Raw genomic sequence first — 21,916 nt, 5'->3', positions numbered from 1 at the left:
CCCTCTGGGCATCCCCGCGGCGGCAACGCTACGCTCCCGGGTCGCAAGCGACAAGGCGATGACGAGGGCGACGGAGACGGAGACGGAGACGGAGACGGAGACGGAGACGGAGACGGAGACGGAGACGGAGACGGAGACGGAGACGGAGACGGAGACGGTGCAGCGTATCTGCAGGGTGTCGGCCAGCCGCATCCGTCGCCGGTATTCGAGGCGAACGCCCAGCGCGGGTGCGGTCCGCCAACGATTCGGGGTGGTGCGGGTGTCGATGCTGATCAGGGGAGCTTGGCGAACGTACCAATCGACCGGCTATCGAGAAGCCGAGAGCAACCTCTGCCGTTCCAATGGGTTCGGTTGCACTGCGTTCGGCTGCACCGCGTTCGGCTGGACCGGGGCGATGAAAGGCACGGCCGAGGCTAGGCGAGCCGGCGCGAACGCCGCCGGGCCAGACCGCGCACCGTGAGCACGATCAGCACCGCGACCACGCCGCCGAGCGCCGTCTCCACTACCCGGTCGACCAGCAGCGTCGGCACGGCCACCGGGTCGGCCAGGTGCGCCACGGTGAGCGCCAGCGGCGTGACGAACAACAGGGCGGCGCCATAGTGCTTGCCGATCAGGATTTCCGCACCGAACTGGCCGATCGCGATCACCAGGATCAGCACCCAGACGGATGGCCCGGGCAGCAGCACCAGCGCGGTCACCGCCACCCCGAGCACGGTTCCGACGATGCGGTGCCCGGCCCGGGAGAGGGAGTGCGCGGCGCGGGGCGGCGGCAGCACCGCGACCACGCTCACCACGGCCCAGTACGGGTGCCCGATTCCCACGGAGAGGGCGAGGCCGCCGGCCAGCAGCACGCCGACCAGGTTCTGCAGAATGGTGAACCACACCTGGGCGTCGCGGAAGGCGGCCGGGCGCAGCAGCGGCATGCGGGGCAGTTGCTTGAACAGGTCGCCGAAGCGGTCGCCGGCCAGGCGCCGAGCTGCCCAGCCGGACATGGTGAGAAGCCAGGCCAGAGCGGCGCTCGCGACGGCCACCAACAGTCGCGGCAGCAGCTCGTGGGCCGGTGCGGGCACCTGCGCGCAAACCAGGTAGGCGAACACGAAGAAGATCGGCGTGCCGGGGAACAGGCCGAACGTCGACGCCAGCAGGATCCCCGCCGTGATCACGAGCATCAGCCCGAGCACCAGGACCGGCAGAGAGGCCCCGGTCACGCTCAGTGCGAGCCCCGCCGCGACGCTGACCAGCAGGAAGGCCGCGGCGACGCTGACCGTGCGGGCGCGCAGCCGGTAGGGCTCATTCCGGCCGTAGAGCGACGCCATCGCCCCGAACGACGCGTAAGCCGCCCAGTCGATCCGGCCCACCAGCACGAGCACCACCAGCGGCACGACGACGGCGATGCTGGCCCGGGATGCCACCTCGAGGTCAAGGGCGCGCAACGACTTCAGCCGTTCGAGCAGGGTCTCCGGCCGGCTTGCCGGGCCCGCCACTAGATCTTCTCGATCGGCGCGATCTTGATCAATAGCTTCTTTGCGCCCGCCGTGTCGAATTGCACGTGCGCGATGCGCTTGGTGCCGTCACCGGTGACCTGGTTGACGCGACCGTCGCCGAAATCGACGTGACGGATGCGGTCGCCCGCTTCGACGGTGAGGTCGCCGTTGTCGCGCACCTGGCTCGGCACCCGGCTGGCCCACTCGGTCTTCTTCTTCGGCGCGGGTGGCAGCGCCTGCACCTCACCGCGCTTGGCGAAGCCGCCACCGAAGCCGTCACGTCTCGCGTTCAAGGCCCGGGGTTGGGTGCCGCCGCGGGAGTTCGCCATGCCCGGGGACTGCTTCCAGTCGATCAGGTCGGCGGGGATCTCCTGCAGGTAGCGGCTCGGCATGGCCACGTTGATGTCGCCGAACTGGGCCCGGGTCATCGCCAGCGAGAGGTAGAGCCTCTGCCGGGCACGGGTGATGCCCACGTAGAACAGGCGCCGCTCCTCGGCCGGACCGCCGGGCTCGTTAGCCGACATCTGGTGAGGCAGCAGCCCCTCCTCGACGCCGGTCAGGAACACGGCCTCGTATTCGAGACCCTTCGCCGTGTGCAGCGTCATCAGCGACACCGTGCCGGAGGCGTCGTCGAGGTCGTCGGCGGCGGCCACCAGCGACACCTGGGTGAGGAAGTCGACCAACCCCGAGTCGGGGTTCTCCTTGTTGAAGTCCTTGGTCTGGGCGACGAGCTCCTCGATATTCTCGGCGCGCGCCTCGTCCTGCGGGTCTCGGCTGTTCCGCAGCAGGGTGAGCAGCCCGCTGCCGTCGAGCAGGAAGGTCAGCAGCTCGGACACGTTCGCCGTGCCGGCCGGGTTGTCCGGCACGAGCCTCAGCGCCGCCTCGTCGAGCAGGGTGGCCAGCTTCAGGATCGCCCCGGTCACCTTCGGGCCCAGCCCGAGCGACGCGGAATCGCGCATGGCCTGCCGGAAGCTGATCTGGTTCGCCTCCGCGAAGCCGGCCAACGCCGTTTCGGTGGCCGGGCCGATCCCGCGCTTGGGGGTGTTCAGGATGCGCCGCAGGGCCAGCTCGTCGTTCGGGTTGGCGACGGATATCAGGTACGCCAGCGCATCCTTGATTTCGGCCCGCTCGTAGAACTTGGTGCCGCCGACGACCCGGTAGGGCACCGCGGACCGCACCAGGATCTCTTCCAGCGCACGCGTCTGCGCGTTAGTGCGGTAGAACACCGCCATGTCGCGGTAGGCCATGCCGGCCCGGTGCAGCACCTCGATCTCGTCGGACACGAACTGGGCCTCATCGTGGCCGGAGTAGGCCGTGTAGCCCACGATCTTCTCGCCATCACCGCCAGCGCTCCACAGTTTCTTGTCTTTGCGGTCGAAGTTGTGGCCGATCACGGCGTTGGCGGCCGAGAGGATGTTCTGGGTCGAGCGGTAGTTCTGCTCGAGCAGGATCACCCGGGTGCCCGGGAAGTCGCGTTCGAACTCGCTGATGTTGCGGGTGTCGGCGCCGCGGAAGGCGTAGATCGATTGGTCGGAGTCGCCGACCACGGTGAGCGAGGCACCCGGGATGCCGCCGGTCGCGTCACGCAGATTGCGCACGTGCACGCCGGTCGCCTCCATCTCCTCGGCCAGATCGGCCTCGACGGGACGGGTCAGCTCACGCACGAGCGAGTACTGCGCGTGGTTGGTGTCCTGGTATTCGTCGACCAGGATGTGGCGGAACCGGCGCCGGTAGAGCGCCGCGACCTTGGGGAACGCGCGGAACAGGTAGACCGTCTCCCCGATCAGGTCGTCGAAGTCAAGGGCGTTGGCCGCGCGCAGGCGGTGGGTGTACTGCCGGAAGATCTCGACGAACATGACCTCCTGCGGGTCGCTCATGTTCGCGTTGCGGGCGTAGGAGTCGGCATCCGCGAGCTCGTTCTTGAGCTTGGAGATCTTCGCAGACGCGTTGCCGGGCGTGAAGCCGAGCGTGTCGGCGTCGAGGGCCTTGATGATGCGCTTGAGCGTGACCTTGGAATCGGCCGAGTCGTAGATGCTGAACGTGGCGGAGAGGCCGGCGCTTTCCGCCTCGCGGCGCAGGATCCGCACGCAGGAGGAGTGGAAGGTGGAGATCCACATGCCGTCGGCCCCCTGGCCGAGGATGGCCCGCACCCGCTCGCGCATCTCCGCCGCGGCCTTGTTGGTGAAGGTGATGGCGAGGATCTGACTCGGCCAGGCCTCGCGGCTTTCCAGCAGGCTGGCGATCCGGCGGGTGAGCACGCTGGTCTTGCCGGACCCTGCGCCCGCGATGATCAGCAGCGCCGGGCCGCGGTAGAGCACGGCCTCCCGTTGCTGCGGGTTGAGCCCTTCCAGCAGCGGGCTCTCACGGTCGCCCGAAGCCTGACCGTCGAGGATGATGGGCACCATGGAGGGAACCTGGCGGGCGGGCGTGTGATCCGGGTCGAAGAGGGTCGTCATATCGCTCACAATTCTAGGTGCTGCGTCTGACAGGGCCTCGGCGCGGCCCGGCACGACCCGACACGACCCGGCACGGCGCGGCGCGGCACGGCCCTACCCGGCACGGCGCGGCACGGCCCTACCCGGCCCTACCCGGCACGGCGCGGCACGGCCCTACCGGGCACGACCTAGCACGGCGCGGCACGGCGCGGCACGGCCCTACCCGGCCCGGCGTGCCGGCCGAGGGCGCAGGTCAGTCCTCGGCGGCCAGCTCGTCCCGCACGAGCACCGCCAGGTCGGGGTGGTCGGCGAAGACCCCGTCGATCCCGGTTCCGAGGATGGTGCGGAACTCGGCCTGCCAGTCGCCGAAGTCGGCCCGCAGCCGCCCGCGGCGGAACGTCTTCGCGAGATACCGGTTCTCAGGGCGCAGGGTCCAGCAGTAGATCTCCAGGTCCGCGGCGTGGGCGGCGTCGACCAGGTCGGAGGCGCCGGACACGTGACCGTCGGCATCCGTGGCCAGGATCAACGATTTGGGCACGCTGATCCCGTCGACCTTGCCGCTGAGCCCGTAGAGCCCGGTGTCGGAGAGGTAGTCGGCGTAGTGGGGCGCTTTCGGCCCGAGGAGCGCGACCTCGTCGTAGGGTTTCCCGCGCGCCTCGAGCAGGAAGATGCGCTTGCCGTAGATGCCGCGCGCGTAGACCTTGTCAAGCAGGCTGCGCTCGAAGCTCTCGATGGTGAGGCGGCCGTCGCCGGCGTTCCAGCCGGCGTCGTTGACCTCGGCAGTGAACAGCTCGTCGAGCGGCAGTCCGATCGACTCGAAGTAGGTGGCGTGTTTGAGCTCGGCGACGACGCCGATGGGCCGGCGCGCCCGCCCGGAGAGCCGGTCCATCAGCTTGAACACGTCCCGCAGACGCAGCAGGGGGAACCGGTCATCGAAGGTCGCGCTCGCCTTGCGCACCTCGGGCAGGCGTTCCCGGGCCCGCAGGGTGCGCAGCTCGGCCCACGTGAAGTCCTCGGTGAACCAGCCGGTCAGACGGATGCCGTCGATCACCTTGCTGGTCCGGCGGCCGGCGAACTCGGGGTGCGCCGCGACATCCGTGGTCGCCCCGATCTCGTTCTCGTGGCGCACCACCAGAACGCCGTCGCGGGTGGCGACGATGTCGGGCTCGACGGCATCCGCCCCGAGGGCGACGGCCAGCTCGTAGGCGGAACGGGTGTGCTCTGGACGGTAACCGCTCGCCCCGCGGTGACCGATCACGATCGGCTGCATTTCCCAACCCTACGCGTGCAACTGCCAGAATCGAGGCGATGACACCCTGGACCGTTCCCCCGACCCGCCTGCACCGGTGGGGCAGCTACCGCGCCCGCTACGTCGCCGGGCTGACCCTGGTCGTGCTCGGCGTGCTCGCCACGAACTTCACCAGCACCTACAGCCTCTTCTTCCTGGCCATCGGACCGCCCCTGCACGTGCTGGGCTGGCTGATCCTGCCCGGGGTGCTGTGGCGGCGGCTCACGGTTCTGGTACCGGCCTTACTCTGCAGCATCCTGCTGCTGGGCGGCGCCGATTTCAACGGGGTCTTCGCGGCCCTGCTGGCCTGCTGGCTGCTCGTGCGGCACCGCCCGCTTCTGAGCTACCTGGCCCTGATCCCGCCGATCGCGATGAGTTTCCTGCTCAAGGACGCACTGAACAATTACGACCAGAACTGGGTCGGCTACCTGGTCGGCTTCCTCACCACGGTGGCCGCGTCCTGGCTCGCCTGGTGGCTGGCCGGCTGGTCCGCGGGGCACCGTCCTCGGTCACCGCGGGTCGCAACCGGAATACGGCGGATCCCCAGCAGATCTGAATAGAATCTAGGAACTGTCCAGCACTTACCGGTGCTGGCTCCGCTACCTACCCACGTGATTGTGAGCTACGGCACCCATGGCATCCTCCAACCCCGCATTCTCCCGAAACGCCGCGTTCGGCGCTCCCGGCGCCACTGCAGGTGGCAAGGTGCTCTCCGACAGCGACCTGCAGGGCATGTTCAACGCGCCCTCCGCCGGTTCGCAGGACACCGACCGCATGAGCTACGACGACACCATCCGCAAGACGGTGCTCAGCTTCGCCCTGCTGCTGGTCACCGCGGCCATCGGCTGGATCGTCACCCCGGTGACGATCCTGCCGCTGATCGTCGGCGCGATCGCGGGTCTGGTCCTCGGACTGGTCAACGCGTTCAAGAAGGAGCCGTCGCCGCCCCTTATCCTCGCCTACGCCGCGGCCCAGGGTCTCTTCGTCGGTGGCATCTCGATCGTCTTCGAGCAGATCTACCCGGGTGTCGTCACCCAGGCCGTGCTGGCCACGCTCGTCGTCGTCGGAGTCACCCTGGCCCTCTTCGCCAACGGCAAGATCCGTGCCTCGGCTAAGGCCACCAAGGTCTTCATGATCGCCATGGTCGGCTACGCCGTGTTCTCCCTAGTCAACTTCGGCATGATGGTCTTCGGCGCGACCGACAACGCTTTCGGCCTCCGCAGCGCCGAGATCTTCGGCATCCCGATCGGCCTCCTGATCGGCGTCCTCGCCGTGATCATGGCCGCGTACTCGCTGGTGCTCGACTTCGACTTCATCCAGCGCGGCGTCAACAACCGGGCCCCCCGCAAGTACGGCTGGACCGGTGCCTTCGGCATCATGCTGACCGTCGTTTGGCTGTACGTCGAGATGCTCCGCATCTTCGCCATCGCCCGCGAGTAGCACCCCCGCACCACCGCACGATAGAAGGGCCGCCCCATCGGGGCGGCCCTTCTGTCGTCCTCCCCGCCCCGCGCTCGCCCACTCCCCGCGAATGAAAAACACCCCCGACCAAGTCGAGGGTGTTTTCTTTCACAACATGGAGGAGCGCGCAGCGCCTACTCCCATTCGATCGTCCCCGGCGGCTTGGAAGTCACGTCGAGCACGACGCGGTTCACCCCGTCCACCTCGTTCGTGATCCGGTTCGAGATCCGTGCCAGCAGGTCGTAGGGCAGACGGGTCCAGTCGGCCGTCATCGCATCTTCCGACGACACCGGACGCAGCACGATCGGGTGCCCGTAGGTTCGGCCGTCGCCCTGCACTCCCACGGAGCGCACGTCGGCGAGCAGCACCACCGGGCACTGCCAGATCTCACGGTCGAGTCCGGCGGCGGTCAGCTCGGCGCGCACGATCGCATCTGCGTGGCGCAGCAGGTCAAGCCGGTCCTGGGTGATCGAGCCCACGATACGGATGCCGAGGCCGGGTCCGGGGAACGGCTGGCGCTGCACGATCTCGGCCGGCAGCCCCAATTCGGCGCCGATCGCGCGCACCTCGTCCTTGAACAGTGTGCGCAGCGGTTCGATCAGTTCGAACTGCAGATCTTCCGGCAGGCCGCCGACGTTGTGGTGGCTCTTGATGTTGGCCGTGCCGCTACCGCCGCCGGACTCGACCACGTCCGGGTACAGGGTGCCCTGCACAAGGAAGCGGATCGGGTCGCCATCCGTCGCCGCCGCTTCCCTGATCAGCTCCGCCTGGGCCTGCTCGAAGGTGCGGATGAACTCGCGGCCGATGATCTTGCGCTTGGTCTCCGGGTCGCTGACGCCCTCGAGGGCCGTCAGGAACTGCTCCCGCACGTCGACGGTGACCAACCGCACGCCGGTGGCCTTGACATAGTCTTCCTCCACCTGGCGGCGCTCGTCCTGGCGCAGCAGGCCGTGGTCGACGAACACGCAGACGAGCTGGTCGCCGATGGCCTTGTGCACGAGGGCGGCGGCCACGGCGGAGTCGACTCCGCCGGAGAGCCCGCAGATGACCTTTCCGGTGCCGACCTGGGCCTGGATGCGGGCCACCTGTTCGGCGATGACGTTGCCGCTGTTCCAGTCGGCGGGGATGCCCGCGGCGCGGTGCAGGAAGTTCTCGAGCACGTTCTGGCCGAATTCGGAGTGCTTGACCTCGGGGTGCCATTGCACGCCGTAGAGCCGGCGCTCGTCGTTCGCGAACGCGGCGACGGGCGTGGACTCGGAGGAGGCCAGCACGGTGAAGCCCGCGGGGGCCTTCGACACGGAGTCGCCGTGGCTCATCCACGCGGTCTGCTCGGCCGGCTGGCCGGCCAGGAGCGCGTTGCCGCTGTCGGTGACGCTGACCGGGGTCGCGCCGTACTCACTCAGTCCGGTGCGGGCCACCTCGCCGCCGAGAGTCGTGGCCATCACCTGGAAGCCATAGCAGATGCCCAGGATCGGGATGCCGAGATCGAAGATGGCCGGATCGAAGGTGGGCGCACCCTCGGCGTAGACGCTGGACGGCCCGCCACTGAGCACGATTCCGAGCGGGTTCTTCTCCGCGACCTCGGCCGCGGAGATCGAGTGGGCCACGATCTCCGAGTAGACGGATGCCTCACGCACCCGGCGCGCGATCAGCTGCGCGTACTGGGCGCCGAAGTCGACCACCAGAACGGGGCGGGCCCCGGTCTGCGCGCTCACCGCGGCGCTCACGGGCGGGCCTCGGCCGACGCGGCAGTCGAGTCTACGGCGGCGTGCGTCGCCAGGAAGGCGTTGACCTCGCGCGCGACGCGCACCTCGAGGAAGAAGGACAGAGTAGGAATGATGCCTCCGAGTGCGATCAGCAGGAACCTGGGGAATGACCAGCGCATCAGGCTCCACAGCTGGAAGTCGCTGAACAGGTAGAGCACGTACAGCCAGCCGTGCACGATCAGGATGCCGGTGCTCAGGTTGAAGGCGGTCACCGAGTCCCGCGCCACGAGGGCGATGATCCCGTTCGGGCCGCCGACTTCGATTTCGAGCTGAAGCACGAACTTCAGGAAGACCTCGACGCAGAGCAGCAGGAGGAAGACACCGGTGATCACCGAGGAGATCTTGTAAAGCCGGAGCGCGCCGGGGATTTTGGGGATGTCGGCAGGCTTGGGGTCAAGTGGCATAGGCCAATTCTAGACGGCCTCCGCCGCGTCGATGGCGGCCTGCTCCTGGTGGCGCTCCCAGTCGTCCCGGACCAGGCGGTACCAGAGGAACACCGCGAACCCGGCGAAGACGGCCCACTCGAGGGCGTAGAAGATGTTCAGCCAGTTGACCGACGCGTCGTTGCCGGGCACCGGCGAGTCGATCACGGTCAGGCCCGCGACGGCATCCGTGTCGACGATGTAGCCGGCGTAGACGGACTGGTCGGTGAAGTCAGTCCACTGGTTGATCAAAGCGGCGGTGGAGACCGTGGCCTGGGTGCGCGGGTCCAGCTCCGAGTCCGGCACGGCCGGGGCCTCGGAGGGTACGAACCGGCCGGTCACGGTCTGCTGCTGCCCGGCGGCCTGGGCCGCGAGCTCGTCGATCGCCGCCTGGACCTCCGCCTCCGTGGCGGACCAGCCGCGAGCCACGGCGATGGTGGAGACGGGCACGGATGCCGTTGCCACCGTCTCGAACCGGCTCACCATCCAGAAACCGCGCTCGCCCCCGTTGAGGCGTTCGCTGATCAGCACGTCGTCCCCCGGCACGAAGGAGCCGTCCACGGTGACCAGCTGACCGGTCGCGGCCTCGCGCGGCGGACCGTCTGGTGAGACGGCGTCACTGAGCGGCAGCACGGTCTCGGTGCTGCGCTCCACGACCTCGCCAGACGCGATGGCGCGTTCCAGCTGCCACCGGCCGAGCAGCGCGAAGGCCGCGGCTATCGCGAGCGCCAGCAACAGCGCGAGCAGCCAGCGCGGGCGGAGCATGGTCTTGATCATGAGTAGTCCCCTGAAGCGGTGTCACGCGCCGGCTTGTCGGCCGGGCCGGTTTCGGCCGTACGCCGGCCGGAGATGAAGTCGAGCATCGAGTCGCTGGCCGCGGACCCCGGCTCGTCGGAGTCGGAGTCGGCGTCGGAGTTCGCGTCCGCGTCGGCACCCGGCACGCCGACCGGCGCTGCCGCAGGCGTCGTGGCAGGCCGAGCGGCAGGCGCGGCGGAGGCCGGGCGTTTGCGGTGGTCGGCGAGGAGGCGGTCGGCGGCCCGCTGGGCATCCGTTCCGGTTCCGGCGGCGGTGGCCGCGTCGACCAGGGCGATTTCCTCGGCCAGCATCACGTCGTGGGCGCGTTTCCGCGCCGGAACGGCATTCTGGTGCCGCCGCAGGGCCGAGCCGATCTTCTCCGAGTTCGCCGCGAAGAGCGGTCCCACGATCGCCATGGTGAGCACGTAGAGCCCGGCGAAGGACTGCAGCCGCTGATCGAGACCCGCGGTCACCGACAGGGTCGCCAGGATCAGGGTGAATTCGCCGCGGTTGACGAAGATGGCCGCGGTGTTGAGTCCCTCCCGCGGGCCCATCCCGTGCAGCCGCGCCATCAGCATGCCGGAGATCAGGCTGAGAACGAAGGTCATCCCCACGGCCGCGACGACGATGGTGATCACCGACCCGAATTCGGCCACGTTCAGCGCGAGTCCGAAGTTGAGGAAGAAGAACGCCCCGAACACGTCGCGGAGCGGCACGGCGACGCGTTCGATCCGGCCGCGGTATGTACTCGCGCCAAGCACCACCCCGATCAGGAAGGCACCGATCGCATCCGTCACGCCGATGATCTCGCCGATCCCGGCGAACAGCACGGCGAGCCCGAAGAAGAGGATGGTGAACAGCTCGTCGTCCTTGGTGCGCATCAGCCGGGACACGACTTTGGCTCCCCAGCGGGCCACGGAGAACATCACGACCAGGAAGAGGAAGGCGATGCTCAGTTGCAGCACGATCGGCCAGACCTCGGTCTTGCCGCTGAGAACGACGGAGACGATCGCCAGATAGACGGCGATGAAGATGTCGCCGACGACGGTCACGCCGAGGATCATCGGGGTTTCCTTGTTGGCCAGCCGGCGCAGTTCGATCAGGAGCTTGGTGATGATGGCGCTCGAGGAGGTGCCGGTCATGCCGGCGATCACGAGGGCCTCCCGGCTGCCCCAGCCGACCATCAGACCGAACGCGAAGCCGGCGCCCATGTTGATCAGAACGTAGGATCCGCCGGAGATCAGGAGTTTTCCGGCGTCGCCGAAGAACGCCTCCTGGTCGAATTCGAGGCCCAGGCTGAACAGAAGCAGGATCAGGCCGAAGATGGCGATCAGTTCGATGTCTGCCGACTGGAAGTCCAGCGGGAACCAGCCGGTGTTCGGGCTGGCGAGGAGCCCGACGATCATGTAAAGCGGGATGGACGGCAGCCCGATCAACTTTCCGGCGCGGCCGAGGAGGTAGGCAACGACGAGCAGGATGCCAAGAGTGATGAGGTCTTCGCCGAGATGCATGGACTACCCCCCGGGCGGCGCGTCGACGGACTTGGCCTTAACCTCGCCGGTGCGGAAGAACGCGAAAGCCTTCGCTACCTTCTCGGGAGAGCCGGCGACGACGAGCGTGTCACCGGGGAAAACGCGGAAGTCGTGGGCGGGTGCCGGGTTGGCGGACTCTCCGCGCACGACGGCCACGACGGTCAGGCCGGCGATGCCGCGGTCGGCGGGGTTGCCCAACGCCTGGCCGGCGATGTGGTCCTCGTAGTCCACGGTGAACCAGTCGATGCTCAGGCCCGGGATCTGGTCGAGCGCCGTGAGCGACTCGGTGATCTGGGTGCCGCCGAGGAGCTCGGCGAGGGTATGCGCCTCGTCCTCGCTCAGGCGTAGGGACACCTTGGCGGCATCGGGGCCACCCTCGTCGTCCGCGAAGGTGATGAGGTCGCTGTGCCCCGAGCGGTGGGCGATGACGCCCACTTTGCCGCCGTCATCCGTGATGAAGGTGTGCAGCACTCCCACCCCGGGAAGTTTGACCCGCCGAACGTCAACCATGGTGCGACTCCTGAGGTTTATGGGCAGTCAGCCCAGTCTACCGGAGCGAGTTCGGGTGCCCCCTGCCCGCAGCGCCCGCACCGGGTGGGATGCTTCCGCTGCGGCACCTCCTTCGGGTGTCGTGGCGAACTCAGGAGATCCGACCGCCCGGGCCGGGCATCCGCACGTGCTGCGCACTCGTTCGTGGCGGCCCGGTTACCCCTGCAATGGATGTCCTGAGTTAGCCACGCGCGCGCCGAGCGAATGTGACGGATGCCGGCCGGCGGCTGCTACTTCGTGGCGACGATGTCCGGAGCCTCGAGCCGCACGCGGTCGGCGGACTCGTCGTCGGGCTGCTGCTGCGACGCGAGTTCCGCCGCCACCCGCTTGAGGTAGTGGCCCACCTCACGTTCTTCCCTGGCCTCGTCCCAGCCGAGCACCCCGGCCATCAGCCGGGCGGCCACGGGCGCCGCCGAGACGCCGCGGTCCCAGGCCTCGATCGAGATGCGGGTGCGGCGGGCCAGCACGTCCTCGAGGTGCAGGGCACCCAGATGCGAGGCCGCGTAGACGACCTCCGCCTCGATGTAGTCGTCGGCCCCCGGCAACGGGTCCGCGAGCGACGGGGTCGTGCGGATCAGGTCGAGCAACTCGTCGGTCAGAGTGCCGTACCGGTTGAGCAGGTGCTCGATGCGAACGGTGTGCAGACCGAACGCCCGGGCGATCCGGCCGCGCTTGTTCCAGGCGGCCTGATAGCCCTCGGCGCCGAGCAGTGGGATGTCCGCCGTGGTGGAGGCCGGGACCCGTTCGTCGAAGGCGTCGACGGCCGCATCGATCGCATCCTTCGCCATCACCCGATAGGTGGTCCATTTGCCGCCCGCGATCACCACGAGTCCGGGCACGGAATGACCCACGAGGTGTTCGCGGGACAGCTTCGACGTGCTTTCCGACTCGCCGGCCAGGAGCGGCCGGAGACCCGCGTAGACCCCCTCGACGTCCTCCCTGGTCAGCGGCACCCGCAGCACGGCGTTCACATGCTCGAGCAGGTAGTCGATGTCCGCGGCGGTGGCGGCAGGGTGGGCCTTGTCGAGGTGCCAGTCGGTGTCGGTCGTGCCGATCAGCCAGTGCCGTCCCCAGGGGATCACGAACAGTACGCTCTTCTCGGTGCGCAGCAGCAGCCCCATGGCCGACTGGAACCGGTCCCGCGGCACGACCAGGTGGATGCCCTTCGACGCCCGCACCTTGAACGTGCCGCGTTCACCGACCATGCGCTGCGTGTCGTCTGTCCAGACTCCGGTCGCGTTCACGACCTGCCGGGCCCGCACCTCGAACCGCTCGCCGGTCTGCAGGTCGTGGGCGTGCACGCCGACCACCCGCTCGCCGACCTTGATGAATCCCTCGACCCGCACCCGGCTGGCCGCGTGCGCGCCGTAGAACGAGGCCGTGCGCACGAGCGAGGCGACGTAGAGCGCGTCGTCGACCTGGCCGTCGTAGTAGGTGATGCCGCCGACGATCGTGTCGGTGTTCAGGCTCGGCAGGAGCCCCTTCACCTGCCGCTTGGACAGGTGGCGGTGGTGCGGCACACCGGGGCCGCGCCCGCCGGTGTAGGAGAAGAGGTCGTAGAGCAGCATGCCGGCGCCCACGTAGAAACGCTCGGTGACGCGCTTCCGGAGCGGGTAGAGGAACCGCACCGGCTTCACCAGGTGCGGGGCGATGCGCTGCAGGAGCAGGCCACGCTCGGTCAGAGCCTCGCGCACCAGCCGGAAGTCGGCTTGCTCCAGATATCGGATGCCGCCGTGCACCAGCTTGGACGACCGGCTCGACGTTCCCGAGGCCCAGTCCCTGGCCTCGAGGATGCCCACGCTCAGGCCGCGGGTGACCGCGTCCAGGGCGGCCCCGGTGCCGACGATGCCGCCACCGACCACCAGGATGTCGAGCTCCTTGCCCTTCAGCCGTTCGAGGGCCGCGGCCCGTTCTTCCGGACCCAGTTTCGTGGATCGCGACGCAGAGTTGCCAGTTGCCATGTGCTCACTCCCATTTCGGATGGTGTGGTGTGTACACAGACGCTAGTTCACTCGGTGCGGCGCGACAACCGCCTAATTCACCCGGTACGGGGCGACGACCACCTCGACGCGCTGGAATTCCTTCAGGTCGGAGTAGCCGGTGGTGGCCATCGAGCGGCGCAGCGCGCCGACGAGGTTCGCGGTGCCGTCTGCGATCGGAGTCGGACCGTAGAGGATGGTCTCGAGCGGCGCCAGGGCGCCCACCTCGACCCGCTTGCCGCGGGGCAGCTTCGAGTGGTGCACCTCGGCACCCCAGTGGAAGCCGCCGCCGGGGGCATCCGTCGCCCGGGCCAGCGCGGTGCCGAGCATGACGGCGTCGGCGCCGCAGGCGATGGCCTTGACGATGTCACCGGAGGTGTTGAGGCCGCCGTCGGCGATGACGTGCACGTAGCGTCCGCCGGACTCGTCCATGTAGTCCCGCCGCGCGCCGGCGACATCGGCCACGGCCGTGGCCATGGGCGCGTGGATGCCGAGGGAGGCGCGCGTGGTCGAGGCCGCGCCGCCGCCGAAGCCTACGAGCACGCCGGCCGCACCGGTGCGCATGAGGTGCAGGGCCGCGGTGTAGGTCGCCGCCCCGCCCACGATCACGGGCACGTCGAGTTCATAGATGAACTTCTTGAGGTTGAGGGGTTCCTGGTTCTGCGAGACGTGCTCGGCCGAAACGGTGGTGCCGCGGATGATGAACAGGTCGACGCCGGCGGCGACGACGGTCTCGTACAGCTCCTGCGTGCGCTGCGGCGACAGGGCGCCGGCCACGGTCACGCCGGCCGCGCGGATCTCCGCGAGGCGCGCCGTGACGAGCTCGGGCTTGATCGGCTCGGAGTACATCTCCTGCATCCGGGCGGTGGCCCGGTCGGCGGGCAACTCGCGGATCTCCGCGAGAAGCGGCTCAGGGTCGTCGTAGCGGGTCCAGAGACCCTCGAGGTCGAGCACACCGACGCCGCCGAGCTGGCCCATCATGATGGCCGTCTTCGGGGACACCACGGAGTCCATCGGAGCCGCGAGGAACGGGATCGAGAACTGGTACGCGTCGATGGTCCAGTTGACCGACACATCCTCCGGGTCGCGGGTGCGCCGGCTGGGCACAATCGCGATGTCGTCGAAGGCATATACGCGGCGGGCGCGCTTGGAGCGGCCGATCTCGATTTCCATGGTTCCAGTTTAGGTGCCGCGAGGCTCCTCGACGACGGATGCCGCGGGGTGCATCCTGAGGTGATGGACGTCACCGCCGACCCACTGTCCCTCCTGCGCGAGCGCACCAGCAGGAAATGGCGCAGTTTCCCCGCCGATGTACTGCCGCTCTTCGTCGCCGAGTCCGATTTCCCGCTCGCCGAACCCGTCCGGGAGGCGCTCGCCGCGGCAGTGCGCCACGGCGACACCGGCTATGTCGCACCCGACACCGAGCTGGGCGCCGCCTTCGCGGGTTTCGCCGGCCGCCGCTGGGACTGGCCGGTCGACCCCGAGCAGGTGACCACCACGACCGATGTCAGCGTGGCGATCGTGGAGACCCTGCGGATGCTGATCAGGCCCGGCGACCGGGTGGTGATCACTCCCCCGGTCTACCCGCCGTTCTTCGACCTCGTACCCGAGGCGGGCGGGGTGGTGCACGCCGTGCCGCTCCTCGACGGCCAGACCGGCTGGACCCTCGACCTGGACGGCCTCGAACGCGCCTTTGCGGCCGGAGTGCGCTGCGTGCTGCTCTGCAACCCGCACAACCCGATCGGTCATCCGCACACCGTCGAGGACCTGGCGGCGCTGGCCGGGCTCGCCGCCCGCTACGGCGTCACCGTCGTCAGCGATGAGGTGCACGCCCCGCTGACCTACTCCGACGCCGCCTTCACGCCCTACCTGACCGTCTCCCCCGAGGCCGCCGACCACGGCGTCTGCGTGACGAGCGCGAGCAAGGCCTGGAACCTGGCCGGCCTCAAATGCGCGCTAATCGTCACCGCCGGCGAGAGGATGCGCGGCGGGCTCGCCGCCCTGCCCCAGGAGGTGTCCTGGCGCACAAGCCAGTTCGGGCTGATCGCCGGCATCGCGGCGTTCCGCGACGGGGAGCCGTGGTTGGACGGGGTGCTCGAATCTCTCGACGGCAACCGCCACCGGCTCACCGCACTGCTCGACGCGCAGCTGCCCGGAGTCGGCTACCGGCCGCCCGAGGCCGGCTATCTGGCCTGGCTCGACCTGCGGAGCCTGGACTGGGGTGACGACCCGGCCCTGGTCGCACTCGAGCGGGCGCGGGTCGCGCTCAGCCCCGGCCCGATGTTCGGCGAACCCGGCCGGGGCTTCGCGCGCCTCAACTTCGGCTGTTCACCCGAGGTACTCGCGGAAGCCGTCTCCCGGCTGGCCGCAGCGCGCTAACGGCGGTAGTTGGGAGCCTCGACCACGATCTGCACGTCGTGCGGGTGCGACTCCTTCAGCCCGGCGGCGGTGATCCGAACGAACTTGCCCTTCTGCTTGAGCTCGTCGATCGTGCGCGCGCCCACATAGAACATGGACTGGCGCAGGCCGCCGATCAATTGGTAAGCCACGGCGGACACCGGTCCGCGATACGGCACCTGGCCCTCGATGCCCTCCGGGATGAGCTTGTCGTCGGAGGGGACATCCGACTGGAAGTAGCGGTCCTTGGAGTAGGAAGTCTTCGTGCCGCGGCTCTGCAACGCGCCGAGCGAACCCATGCCGCGGTAGGTCTTGAACTGCTTGCCGTTGACGAAGACGAGCTCGCCGGGGCTCTCGTCACAACCGGCGAGCAGGGAACCGAGCATGACGGTGTCCGCGCCGGCGACCAGTGCCTTGGCGATGTCGCCCGAGTACTGCAGCCCGCCGTCGGCGATCACCGGGATGCCGGTCTCTCTGGCCGCAAGCGACGCCTGGTAGACGGCGGTGACCTGCGGCACGCCCACGCCGGCGACGATGCGGGTGGTGCAGATCGAGCCGGGGCCGACGCCGACCTTGATCGCGTCCGCGCCCGCGTCGATGAGGGCCTGGGCGCCGGAGCGGGTGGCCACGTTGCCGCCGATCACGTCGACCGCCTCGAACGCGGGGTCGGACTTCAGGCGACGGATGATCTCGAGCACCCCGGCGCTGTCGCCGTTGGCGGTGTCGACCACGAGAACGTCGACGCCCGCGTCCAGCAGTGCGGTGGCGCGCTGCCAGGCGTCGCCGAAGAAGCCGATGGCCGCGCCGACGCGCAGACGTCCGGCGTCGTCCTTGGTGGCGAAGGGGTATTCCTCGCTCTTGTCGAAGTCCTTGACCGTGATCAGGCCGGTGAGGCGGCCGTGGTCGTCGACGAGGGGAAGCTTCTCGATCTTGTGGGTGGCGAAGATGGCGACGGCGTCCATCGGCGCCATGCCGACCTTGCCCGTGATCAGAGGGCCTTTCGTCATCACCTCGCGCACGAGCGTCGTGTGCTTTTTGATGTTGGAAACGAACCGCATGTCCCGGTTGGTGATGATTCCCACGAGCACGCCGTCGGCGTCGATGACCGGAAGACCGCTGATGCGGTACTGCCCGCAGAGGGCGTCGACCTCCGCAACAGTGGCGTCGGGCGAAGTTGTTACCGGATTGGTAATCATGCCGGATTCGCTGCGTTTGACGAGGTCGACCTGCTCGGCCTGGTCGACTATCGAGAGGTTGCGGTGCAGCACGCCGAGGCCGCCCTCACGGGCCATCGCGATGGCCATCCGGGTCTCCGTGACGGTGTCCATCGCGCTGGACAGCAGCGGCGTGGCCACGCTGATTCGGCGCGTCAACCGAGACAGGGTCTCGGCTTCACTGGGAATGACGTCGGTATGCCCCGGAAGAAGCAGGACGTCGTCGTAGGTGAGCCCGGTGAAACCGAACGGATCTGGCTGATCCATGAAACCCCTTTTACAGATGCAGGAAAGTGGAGAAAATCCGGCAATCCAAGTCGATCACCGGTCTTGTCAATGTTAAGCGACGTCGCGCTCCACGCATTCCTCGGAAGAGAATCTGGGCAGTTCCGACCGCCGTCGTCACATATGGGACATAATCGTCACTTACTGTCAACAAAGATGTTGGTAGGTGAGACCCGGGGCACGCTCGGTGACAGACCCAACGGTGCCCCCATGGAGGTGCAGTGAATTCCCCTGAAGCTGTTCGCAGATTCTCACCCAGAATGCTGGTGATCTTCCTCGGCCTGCTCTTCGCAGCCTTGACGATGTCCACGTTCGCCACAGTCTCCGCCGGTCCGGCTCACGCCGACGAGGTCGGAACCGACGAGTACGAGTTCGTGCTCACTGGCAACGTGCAGTTCGACCAGAAACCGCTCGACAACGTGCTGATCACCGTCGAAGGCGGCGGTTATGAGGCATCCGTGGAAACGGACGCCGAGGGCAAGTGGAAAGTCGGCGTGCCCGAGAAGGCCACGTACACGGTCAGCCTCGATGAGGAGACCCTTCCGAAGGGTGTCGTCGTTGCCAAGGGCGGCAACGTGATTGAGGCGGAGTTCGCGCTCACGAAGGTGAAGTCGGTGAACTTCTTCCTCGGCGAGGGCACGCGCACCACGGTCAGCTTCTTCGACCAGTTCGTCAACCGCTTCGTCAACGGGCTGAACTTCGGCCTGCTCTTGGCCCTCGCGGCGATCGGGTTGTCCCTGATCTTCGGCACCACCGGGCTGAGCAACTTCGCCCATGCCGAGATGATCACCTTCGGCGCGCTGATGGCCCTGCTCTTCTCGGTCACGCTGGGCGTGCCGATCTGGCTGGCGATCATCATCGCCGTCGTGCTGAGCGCAGGTCTCGGCTGGAGCCTCGACGCGGTGATCTGGAAACCGCTGCGCCGCAAGGGCGTGGGTCTGATCCCGCTGATGATCGTGAGCATCGGGCTCTCGCTCGCCCTGCGGTACGTGTTCCAGATCTTCGTCGGCGGCGGAACGAGCCAGCTTCCGGGCTCCGGCCTGGCTGACATGAAGCTGGGACCGATCCGGCTCTCGATGATCGACCTGGCCAGCATGGGCATCAGCATCGTGGTGCTGTTGGCCGTCTCCTACTTCCTGCTGCGCACCCGCATCGGCAAGGCCACCCGCGCGGTCTCCGACAATCCCAGCCTGGCCTCCGCCAGCGGGATCGACGTCGACGGCGTCATCCGGATCGTCTGGGTGGTCGGTGGAGCCCTCGCCGGCCTCAGCGGCATCCTGTGGGCCTACTTCCGGCCGGGTGTCAGCTGGGACATGGGTTTCCAGATCCTGCTGCTCGTCTTCGCGGCCGTGACCCTCGGCGGTCTCGGCACCGCCTTCGGCGCCCTGATCGGTTCGATCATCGTCGGCCTGTTCGTCGAACTGTCGACGCTGTGGCTTCCCTCCGACCTTAAATACGTCGGTGCACTTGTCGTGTTGATCCTGGTGCTGCTGCTTCGGCCGCAAGGCATCCTGGGTCGCAAAGAGAGAATTGGCTAGAAGGGCATCCGATGATCGACTGGGGAGCAATCTTTAGCAACGCAGCCGTCGAGCTGATCAGCCCGACCACCGCCGCCTACGCCCTCGCGGCGCTCGGGCTGGCGATCCACTTCGGATACACCGGCCTCCTGAACTTCGGCCAGGCCGGCTTCATGGCCCTGGGCGCCTACGGCTTCGCCATCTCCACCCTCAGCTTCGGCTTCCCCGTCTGGGGTGCCGTGCTGGTGGGGATCGGCGCATCCGTCATCTTCGCCCTGATCCTGGGTATACCGACCCTGCGCCTCCGGGCGGACTACCTCGCGATCGTGACGATCGCGGCGGCCGAGATCGTGCGCCTCCTGTTCACGACCAACACGTTCCAGTCCTTCACCGGCTCCGCGAACGGGCTGAGCGGGTATAAGGGCGGTTTTGCGGGCCTCAACCCGATCCCGGAGGGGCGCTACGGCTTCGGCCCGTTCGAGTACAACGAGTACGACTGGTGGCTGCGGATCGTGGCCTGGTCGATCGTGGCCCTCGCCTGCCTGTTCACGTGGCAGATCATGCGCAGCCCCTGGGGTCGCGTGATCAAGGGAATCCGTGAAGACGAGGATGCCGTGCGCGCGCTCGGCAAGAACGTCTACTCCTACAAGATGCAGTCTCTGATTCTCGGCGGCGCATTCGGCACGATCGCGGGCATGATCTTCGTGCTCCCCCGTGCCGTGGTTCCGTCGAACTACCAGACGTCACTGACGTTCTTCATCTACGCGATACTCCTCCTCGGCGGCGCGTCCACGATCCTCGGGCCGGTCATCGGCTCGATGGTCTTCTGGGTTCTGCTGTCCTTCTTCTCCGGGTTCATCGCCCGTGCGGTGGAGGCAGGCTGGATTCCGTTCATCACCAGCATCCAGGCGGGCCAGCTGCGCTTCATCCTGGTGGGAGTGGCGATCATGCTTATAGTCATCTTCAGACCGCAAGGCATCTTCGGAAACAAGAAGGAGTTGGCCTTTGTCAAATAACACAGTTCCCAGCAACAAGCCGGTCAAGTCGACCGACCTGCACATCGGCGAGGCCGCACCGGGCTGCAAGAAGCGCGATCCGATCCTGGTCGCGGACGGCGTGAGCCGCACCTTCGGCGGTCTCAAGGCCGTCGACGTCGACCACGTCGAGATCCCGCGCGGCGCCATCACGGCGCTGATCGGGCCCAACGGAGCCGGCAAAACCACCCTGTTCAACCTGCTGACGGGCTTCGATAAGCCCGACACCGGGTCATGGACCTTCGAGGGCCGCCCTCTGTCGGGGATGCCCGCGTTCAAGGTGGCACGGATGGGCCAGGTGCGCACCTTCCAGCTCACCAAGGCGCTCGGCCTGCTGACCGTCATGGACAACATGCTGCTCGGCGCCAAGGGCCAGGCCGGCGAGAACCTGTTCCGGGCGGTCTTCCCCTTCTTCTGGAGCAAGCAGGAGGAGGCGAACAGGGTGCGGGCCCTCGATATCCTCGAACGGTTCAAGCTCGACTCCAAGAAGGACGACTACGCCGCCAGCCTCTCCGGCGGGCAGCGCAAGCTTCTCGAGATGGCACGGGCGCTGATGAGCGAGCCGAGCCTGGTGATGCTCGACGAGCCGATGGCCGGGGTGAACCCGGCGCTGACGCAGTCGCTGCTGGACCACATCCTGAACCTGAAGGCGGAGGGCATGACGGTTCTCTTCGTGGAACACGACATGCACATGGTGCGCCACATCGCCGACTGGGTCATCGTGATGGCCGAGGGCCGCGTGGTCGCCGAGGGTGACCCGCACGAGGTGATGCGCAACCCCGCCGTGATCGACGCCTACCTGGGCCAGCACCACGACGAGGACCTCGGCGAGGATCCGGCCGCCGAAGAAGAACGTGTCGAAGCCATTAAGGAGCTGCTCGATTGACGAACACTAGCCCTGCCGCCGCGCCGGCCTACACCCCCAGCGGGCAGCCCGTCGTCGAGGTCAAGACGGTGACGGCCGGCTACCTGCCGGGCGTCAACATTCTCAACGCCTGCTCCCTGACCGCCTACGACGGCGAACTGATCGGGATCATCGGCCCGAACGGCGCCGGCAAGTCCACGTTGCTCAAGTCGATCTTCGGCCAGGTCAAGGTGAGGGAAGGTGAGATCCTGCTTCGCGGCGAGAACATCACCAACCTCAAGGCCAACAAGCTCGTGGCCAAGGGCGTCGGTTTCGTGCCTCAGACGAACAACGTCTTCCCCACGCTCACGATCCAGGAGAACCTGGAGATGGGCATGTTCCTGAAACCGAAGGGCCTGGACGAGCGGCTGCAGTTCGTCACGGAGATCTTCCCGGAGCTCGGGAAGCGGCTCCAGCAGCGCGCCGGATCGCTGTCCGGCGGCGAACGCCAGATGGTGGCCATGTCGCGGGCGCTGATGATGGGCCCGCACGTGCTGCTGCTCGACGAGCCGAGTGCCGGCCTCTCCCCCGTGCGCCAGGACGAGGCGTTCCTGCGGGTCAAGGAGATCAACAAGGCCGGTGTGACCACGATCATGGTGGAGCAGAACGCCCGCCGCTGCCTGCAGATCTGCGACCGCGGCTACGTGCTCGACCAGGGCCGCGACGCCTACACGGGCACCGGCCGCGAGCTGCTGAACGACCCCAAGGTGATCGGCCTCTACCTCGGCACCCTCGGCCAGGACGACTAGCTGTAACTCCCAGAGACCTTGTGAACGCGGTTGATGGGTGGGGTGTTTCCGATGCCGCTGTGGGGTCTGTGGTGATTGTAGTCATGGACCCACTGCTGGTAGGTG

General features: G+C 67.9%; 19 protein-coding genes. 7 read left to right on the top strand and 12 right to left on the bottom strand.

Features of this window, described 5'->3' with window-relative positions; genetic code table 11:
- Window positions 1-413: 413 nt before the first annotated feature.
- The 3 genes from E3T28_RS04005 to E3T28_RS03995 form a co-directional block, all read right to left on the bottom strand.
- Window positions 414-1,484, bottom strand: a complete 1,071-nt coding sequence (locus E3T28_RS04005) for an FUSC family protein (protein WP_241979153.1) — start codon at window positions 1,482-1,484, stop codon at window positions 414-416.
- Complete coding sequence (locus E3T28_RS04000; protein WP_134428182.1) at window positions 1,484-3,940, bottom strand: ATP-dependent helicase; 2,457 nt, start codon at window positions 3,938-3,940, stop codon at window positions 1,484-1,486. Before E3T28_RS04000 ends, E3T28_RS04005 begins: the two co-directional genes overlap by 1 nt.
- A gap of 232 nt (window positions 3,941-4,172) precedes the next feature.
- Window positions 4,173-5,189: a glycerophosphodiester phosphodiesterase family protein gene (locus E3T28_RS03995; protein WP_134428180.1), complete on the bottom strand. Its 1,017-nt coding sequence runs from the start codon at window positions 5,187-5,189 to the stop codon at window positions 4,173-4,175.
- Between the two features lie 38 nt (window positions 5,190-5,227).
- Here E3T28_RS03995 and E3T28_RS03990 point away from each other — a divergent pair, with 38 nt between their 5' ends.
- On the top strand, window positions 5,228-5,767 hold the full coding sequence (locus tag E3T28_RS03990; RefSeq protein ID WP_134428178.1) for a hypothetical protein: 540 nt from the start codon (window positions 5,228-5,230) through the stop codon (window positions 5,765-5,767).
- 73 nt (window positions 5,768-5,840) lie between these two features.
- Complete coding sequence (locus E3T28_RS03985) at window positions 5,841-6,647, top strand: Bax inhibitor-1/YccA family protein (RefSeq protein ID WP_134428176.1); 807 nt, start codon at window positions 5,841-5,843, stop codon at window positions 6,645-6,647.
- A gap of 155 nt (window positions 6,648-6,802) precedes the next feature.
- Here E3T28_RS03985 and guaA read toward each other — a convergent pair whose 3' ends face one another.
- The 7 genes from guaA to E3T28_RS03950 all read right to left on the bottom strand — a co-directional run bounded on the left by guaA (window position 6,803) and on the right by E3T28_RS03950 (window position 14,884).
- Entirely contained in the window at window positions 6,803-8,395 is a 1,593-nt protein-coding gene (guaA, locus tag E3T28_RS03980; protein WP_420898258.1) for a glutamine-hydrolyzing GMP synthase, read from the bottom strand.
- Window positions 8,392-8,838 carry a DUF3817 domain-containing protein gene (locus E3T28_RS03975; RefSeq protein ID WP_134428174.1) on the bottom strand — a complete coding sequence of 149 codons (447 nt, stop codon included), beginning with the start codon at window positions 8,836-8,838 and terminating at the stop codon, window positions 8,392-8,394. Before E3T28_RS03975 ends, guaA begins: the two co-directional genes overlap by 4 nt.
- Before the next feature lie 9 nt (window positions 8,839-8,847).
- Window positions 8,848-9,633 carry an SURF1 family protein gene (locus E3T28_RS03970; protein ID WP_134428172.1) on the bottom strand — a complete coding sequence of 262 codons (786 nt, stop codon included), beginning with the start codon at window positions 9,631-9,633 and terminating at the stop codon, window positions 8,848-8,850.
- Window positions 9,630-11,162, bottom strand: a complete 1,533-nt coding sequence (locus E3T28_RS03965) for a cation:proton antiporter (protein ID WP_134428170.1) — start codon at window positions 11,160-11,162, stop codon at window positions 9,630-9,632. The genes E3T28_RS03970 and E3T28_RS03965 overlap by 4 nt, the downstream gene beginning before the upstream one ends.
- Before the next feature lie 3 nt (window positions 11,163-11,165).
- Window positions 11,166-11,693 (bottom strand): cation:proton antiporter regulatory subunit, encoded by a 528-nt coding sequence (locus tag E3T28_RS03960; RefSeq protein ID WP_134428168.1) that lies wholly within the window; start codon window positions 11,691-11,693, stop codon window positions 11,166-11,168.
- A gap of 269 nt (window positions 11,694-11,962) precedes the next feature.
- Window positions 11,963-13,693: a glycerol-3-phosphate dehydrogenase/oxidase gene (locus tag E3T28_RS03955; RefSeq protein WP_134428166.1), complete on the bottom strand. Its 1,731-nt coding sequence runs from the start codon at window positions 13,691-13,693 to the stop codon at window positions 11,963-11,965.
- Window positions 13,694-13,765: 72 nt separating this feature from the next.
- Window positions 13,766-14,884, bottom strand: a complete 1,119-nt coding sequence (locus tag E3T28_RS03950; protein WP_134428164.1) for a GuaB3 family IMP dehydrogenase-related protein — start codon at window positions 14,882-14,884, stop codon at window positions 13,766-13,768.
- A gap of 63 nt (window positions 14,885-14,947) precedes the next feature.
- Between E3T28_RS03950 and E3T28_RS03945 the strand changes: the two genes are divergently transcribed.
- Window positions 14,948-16,090, top strand: coding sequence for a MalY/PatB family protein (locus E3T28_RS03945; RefSeq protein ID WP_134428162.1), 1,143 nt, complete (start codon window positions 14,948-14,950; stop codon window positions 16,088-16,090).
- Here the strand turns inward: E3T28_RS03945 and guaB are convergent.
- Entirely contained in the window at window positions 16,087-17,589 is a 1,503-nt protein-coding gene (gene guaB / locus E3T28_RS03940) for an IMP dehydrogenase (protein ID WP_134428160.1), read from the bottom strand. The two genes, E3T28_RS03945 and guaB, sit on opposite strands and share 4 nt — an antisense overlap.
- A 278-nt stretch (window positions 17,590-17,867) precedes the next feature.
- On the opposite strand from guaB, the gene E3T28_RS03935 reads away from it, so the two are divergent.
- From E3T28_RS03935 to E3T28_RS03920, 4 genes are read left to right on the top strand one after another with little or no spacing between them, the layout of a single operon-like run.
- Complete coding sequence (locus tag E3T28_RS03935) at window positions 17,868-19,145, top strand: branched-chain amino acid ABC transporter permease (RefSeq protein ID WP_134428158.1); 1,278 nt, start codon at window positions 17,868-17,870, stop codon at window positions 19,143-19,145.
- A 14-nt stretch (window positions 19,146-19,159) separates the two neighbouring features.
- A complete protein-coding gene (locus E3T28_RS03930; RefSeq protein WP_134428370.1) occupies window positions 19,160-20,140 on the top strand; it encodes a branched-chain amino acid ABC transporter permease in 981 nt (326 codons plus the stop codon).
- Window positions 20,130-21,044: an ABC transporter ATP-binding protein gene (locus E3T28_RS03925; RefSeq protein ID WP_134428156.1), complete on the top strand. Its 915-nt coding sequence runs from the start codon at window positions 20,130-20,132 to the stop codon at window positions 21,042-21,044. Before E3T28_RS03930 ends, E3T28_RS03925 begins: the two co-directional genes overlap by 11 nt.
- Entirely contained in the window at window positions 21,041-21,811 is a 771-nt protein-coding gene (locus tag E3T28_RS03920) for an ABC transporter ATP-binding protein (RefSeq protein WP_134428154.1), read from the top strand. The genes E3T28_RS03925 and E3T28_RS03920 overlap by 4 nt, the downstream gene beginning before the upstream one ends.
- Here the strand turns inward: E3T28_RS03920 and E3T28_RS03915 are convergent.
- Window positions 21,808-21,916, bottom strand: a 109-nt coding sequence (locus tag E3T28_RS03915) for an integrase core domain-containing protein (RefSeq protein ID WP_166786917.1), incomplete at its 5' end; no start/stop codon positions are given. The genes E3T28_RS03920 and E3T28_RS03915 overlap by 4 nt on opposite strands.

Origin of the sequence: Cryobacterium sinapicolor (assembly GCF_004403465.1) — a bacterium.
Classification (GTDB): Bacteria; Actinomycetota; Actinomycetes; order Actinomycetales; family Microbacteriaceae; genus Cryobacterium; species Cryobacterium sinapicolor.
This window is presented reverse-complemented; position numbering and strand designations above follow the sequence as displayed.